This window comes from Amnimonas aquatica, from assembly GCF_002943415.1.
Lineage (GTDB): Bacteria > Pseudomonadota > Gammaproteobacteria > Pseudomonadales > Moraxellaceae > Perlucidibaca > Perlucidibaca aquatica_A.
Window position 1 is genome coordinate 1 of record NZ_PTQZ01000158.1, and the last position, 4,257, is coordinate 4,257.

General features: G+C 73.1%; 4 protein-coding genes. All 4 read left to right on the forward strand.

The features are described 5' to 3' along the window. Positions 1–2,439 (forward strand): heavy metal translocating P-type ATPase (locus C5O18_RS06910; RefSeq protein WP_105192665.1); only part of this gene is annotated, 2,439 nt, incomplete at its 5' end. Then, the gene (gene cueR / locus C5O18_RS06915; protein ID WP_105192667.1) at positions 2,436–2,837 is read left to right on the forward strand and encodes a Cu(I)-responsive transcriptional regulator; all 402 of its coding nucleotides are present in this window, start codon (positions 2,436–2,438) and stop codon (positions 2,835–2,837) included. The genes C5O18_RS06910 and cueR, both read left to right, overlap by 4 nt. A 172-nt stretch (positions 2,838–3,009) precedes the next feature. Then, the gene (locus C5O18_RS06920; RefSeq protein ID WP_105192669.1) at positions 3,010–3,879 is read left to right on the forward strand and encodes an SDR family oxidoreductase; all 870 of its coding nucleotides are present in this window, start codon (positions 3,010–3,012) and stop codon (positions 3,877–3,879) included. Next, positions 3,876–4,166 carry a 4a-hydroxytetrahydrobiopterin dehydratase gene (locus tag C5O18_RS06925; RefSeq protein WP_105192671.1) on the forward strand — a complete coding sequence of 97 codons (291 nt, stop codon included), beginning with the start codon at positions 3,876–3,878 and terminating at the stop codon, positions 4,164–4,166. Before C5O18_RS06920 ends, C5O18_RS06925 begins: the two co-directional genes overlap by 4 nt. Positions 4,167–4,257: the final 91 nt, after the last annotated feature.

A 4,257-nucleotide genomic window follows, 5' to 3' on the forward strand; every position in this document is an offset into this window, starting at 1 on the left:
GAGCGCGTCATGAGCGCGGGTGCCGGGCCGGCGGCGACCGCCGGCGTGTCCGGAGCTGCCGGGCACGAGGTCGTGCTCGATGTCGGCGGCATGACCTGCGCCTCCTGCGTGCGGCACGTCGAGAAGGCGCTGGCGAAGGTGCCCGGCGTGCAGGAGACCAGTGTCAGCCTGGCGACGGAGTCGGCGCGGGTCGTGGTCGCGCCGGGGCAGTCGCCGGACGCGCTGGCGCAGGCGCTGGTCGCGGCGGTCACGGCCGCCGGCTACGACGCGGCGGTGCATGCGCCGGAAGCGCCGCCGGCACCCGCGGCGGCCGGCGGCGAGGGCTGGCGCGTGCTGGTGGCGGCGCTGCTCAGCCTGCCGCTGGCGCTGCCCATGCTGGCCGGGCACGACTACATGCTGCCCGGCTGGCAGCAGTGGCTGCTGGCGACCCCGGTGCAGTTCTGGCTCGGCGCGCGCTTCTACCGCGCCGGCTGGCGCGCGCTGCGCGGCGGCGCCGCCAACATGGACGTGCTGGTGGCGCTGGGCACGTCGGCGGCCTACGGATTGTCGCTGTGGCACCTGCGCAGCGGCGGTCACGATCTCTATTTCGAAGCCTCGGCGGTGGTCATCACCCTGGTGCTGCTGGGCAAGTGGCTGGAAGCGCGCGCGAAACGGCAGACGCTGGCGGCGCTGCACGCCCTGCAGGCGCTGCGGCCGGACACCGCGCGCGTGCGCCGTGACGGCCGCGACCGCGAGCTGCCGGTGGCCGAGGTGCGGCCGGATGACATCGTGGTCGTGCTGCCGGGCGAGCGGGTGCCGGTGGATGCCGTGATCCTGGAAGGCGCGAGCGAGTTCGACGAGGCGCTGATCAGCGGCGAGAGCCTGCCGGTGCTGCGCGAGCCGGGCGCGCGCATCACCGCCGGCGCCATCAACGGCAGCGGCCTGGTGGTGGCGCGGGCGCTGACGGTGGCGGGGGAGAGCACGCTGGCGCGCATCATCCGCCTGGTCGAGCACGCGCAGGCGGCGAAGGCGCCGATACAGCGCCTGGTCGACCGTGTCAGCGCGGTGTTCGTGCCGGCGGTGCTGGTCATCGCGGTGCTGACCTGGCTGGGCTGGTGGCTGTTCGCCGGCGATGCCGGGGCGGCGACGCTGCACGCGGTGGCGGTGCTGGTGATCGCCTGCCCGTGCGCGCTCGGCCTGGCGACACCGGCGGCGATCATGGCCGGCACCGGCGTGGCGGCGCGGCACGGCATCCTGATCCGCGACGCCGACACGCTGGAGACCGCGCATGCCATCGACATGGTGGTGTTCGACAAGACCGGCACGCTGACCGCCGGCCGGCCCGAGGTCGCTGCGCTGCTGGCGGTGCCGGGCGCGGCGGAGGGCGGTGCCGGGTCTGATGTCGGGTCTGACGTCGAGGATGAGGCCGCCGCGCCCTCTGAGGCTGGCGCTGTCGATGTCCGCCTGCTGCGTCTGCTGGCCAGCCTGCAGCAGGGCAGCGAGCACCCGCTGGCGCGTGCCGCCGTGCGCCATGCCGAGGTGCAGGGCATGACGCTGCTGGCGGTGGCCGATGCCCGCGTGCTGCCCGGGCTGGGCCAGAGCGGCGTGGTCGGCGGCCGCCTGCTGCAGCTCGGCAACCGTCGCCTGATGACGCAGCTCGGCGTCGATGTCTCGGTGCTGGACCACGAGGCGTCGCGTCTGGCGGAAGAGGGCTGCAGCCTGTCCTGGCTGGTCGATGCCGGTCCGGCTGCTGGCGCCGAGGCGGCTGGCAGCAGCGATGCCGTGGCCGGTGGCGCGGCGCCGCGCCTGCTCGGGCTGGCGGCGTTCAGTGACCGCATCCGGCCGGAGGCAGTGGCGGCGGTGGCGCGGCTGCACGCGCTGGGCATCCGCACCGCCATGCTCAGCGGCGACCATGCCGGCGCGGCGCGGCGCGTGGCCGACGCGGTCGGCATCGATGTCGCCGAGGCCGAGGTGCTGCCGGACGGCAAGGCCGCGCGCATCGCCGCGCTGCGCGCCGAGGGGCGGCGCGTCGCCATGGTCGGCGACGGCATCAACGACGCCCCGGCGCTGGCGGCGGCCGATGTCGGCATGGCCATGTCCGGCGGCACCGATGTCGCCATGCACACCGCCGGCATCACCCTGATGCGCGACAACCCGGCGCTGGCCGCCGATGCCCTCGACATCTCGCGGCGGACCTGGCGCAAGATCCGCCAGAACCTGTTCTGGGCCTTCATCTACAACGTCGCCGGCATTCCGCTGGCCGCCGCCGGGCTGCTGTCGCCGGTGGTGGCCGGTGCCGCCATGGCGTTCTCCAGCGTCAGCGTGCTGGCCAACGCGCTGCTGCTCAAGCGCTGGCGGCCGGCGGCGGATGCGGCCGTTGCGCGCACGGCGGTGTTGCCGGCGGACCGCGGCGGCGTTGCCGGCCCTGGCGCGGCCGGCGGGCGCGGGGAGGGCGCATGAACATCGGCGCCGCCGCCCGCGCCACCGGCCTCAGCGCCAAGATGATCCGCTACTACGAGGACATCGGCCTGCTGCCGGCGTCGCCGCGCACGGCATCGGGCTACCGCCACTACAGCCAGGCCGACCTCGACAGCCTGCGCTTCGTGCGCCATGCCCGCGAGCTGGGCTTTCCCATCGACAGCATCCGCGGGCTGATGTCGCTGTGGCAGGACCCGACGCGCAGCAGTGCCGACGTCAAGGCGCTGGTGCTGCGCCAGGTCGCCGACCTCGACGCGCGCATCGCCGACCTCGGCCGCATGCGCGATGCCATCGCCGCCATGGCCGACTGCTGCCATGGCGATGCCCGGCCGGAGTGTCCGATCCTGGACCAGCTGCGGGCGCCGGATCCGCCCGGCTGAGGCGGCGTGCCGACGCCACACGGTCCTGGCTGCGGGCGCCGCGACCGTGCCACGAGGCCCGCGCATGGCGGCGGGCGACGGTGGTGCTTGACTTTGCGGTCACGTCCTTGTGTCATTGCATGGCGTTTTCTTCATAACCATGTAATTTTCACTGTCAGGGATTTCCTCGCTCATGTCCTATCGTTCGGTTTTCCGTCCCGGCCTGTTCGCCGGCCAGACCCATATCGTCACCGGCGGCGGCTCCGGCATCGGCCGCTGCGCCGCCCACGAGCTGGCCGCGCTCGGCGCCCACGTCGTGCTGGTCGGCCGCAATGTCGAGCGCCTGCAGGCCACCGCCGCCGAAATCGGCGAGGATGGCGGCTCGGCCTCCTTCCTCAGCCTGGACATCCGCGACGAGGAGGCGGTGACCGCCGCCGTGGCGCAGGTGGTGGCCGAACGCGGTGCCATCCACGGGCTGGTCAACAATGCCGGCGGCCAGTTCCCGTCGCCGCTCATGCATATCTCCAAGAAGGGCTGGGATGCCGTGGTCAACAGCAACCTGACCGGCGGCTTCCTGTTCGCGCGCGAGGTGTTCAAGCAGTCCATGCAGCAGCACGGCGGCAGCATCGTCAACATCGTCGCCGACATGTGGCGCGGCATGCCGGGCATGGGCCACTCCGGCGCGGCGCGCATGGGCATGCTCAGCTTTACCGAGACCGCCGCCGTGGAGTGGGCGCATGCCGGCGTGCGCGTCAACGCGGTGGCGCCGGGCTTCATCGCCTCCAGCGGCATGGACCGCTACGACCCGTCGTTCGCGCAGACCGTGATCCCGATGATGCGCCACTACATTCCGGCCAAGCGCATGGGCGACGAGGACGAGATCAGCAGCACCATCGTCTTCCTGCTGTCGCCGGGCGCGTCCTACGTGAGCGGCGCCTGCCTGTGCGTCGATGGCGGCTCTTCGCTCAACACCAAGCTGTTCCAGCTGCCGGAGCACGATCGCATGCCGGCGCAGAATGCCTTCCACCGCGCGGTGCGGCCGAAGGCGGTGACCGGCGCATGAACAGCGTGCCGGTGGAGGCGGGGCGGCCGGCGCTGTCGCCGCGCTGGCGACTGCTGCCGGACCGGCTGGAGGCGGACATCGCCCTGGCCGGCTTCGCGCAGGTGCGCGCCTTCGTCACCGGTCTCATGGACCTGGCCGATGCCCTCGATCACCATCCGGAGGTCCGTTTCGGCTACCGCCAGGTCAGCGTGACCTGGACCACGCACGACAGCGGTGGCGTCACCGCGCTGGACTGGCGGGCGGCCGCAGCCACCGACCGGCTGCTGGAGTCCGTCAGCCCGAGCTGACGTTTGTCGAGAAAATGTGGAGGTTCCGGGCGCAGCCGGGTCGCCACGCGTTACACTCCTGTCATGCCCGGGATGCGGCCCGGGCCGCAAC

Coding starts and splice junctions, on each gene's coding strand:
- cueR (WP_105192667.1), top strand. CDS start 2,436: ATGAACATCGGCGCCGCCGCCCGCGCCACCGGCCTCAGCGCCAAGATG.
- C5O18_RS06920 (WP_105192669.1), top strand. CDS start 3,010: ATGTCCTATCGTTCGGTTTTCCGTCCCGGCCTGTTCGCCGGCCAGACC.
- C5O18_RS06925 (WP_105192671.1), top strand. CDS start 3,876: ATGAACAGCGTGCCGGTGGAGGCGGGGCGGCCGGCGCTGTCGCCGCGC.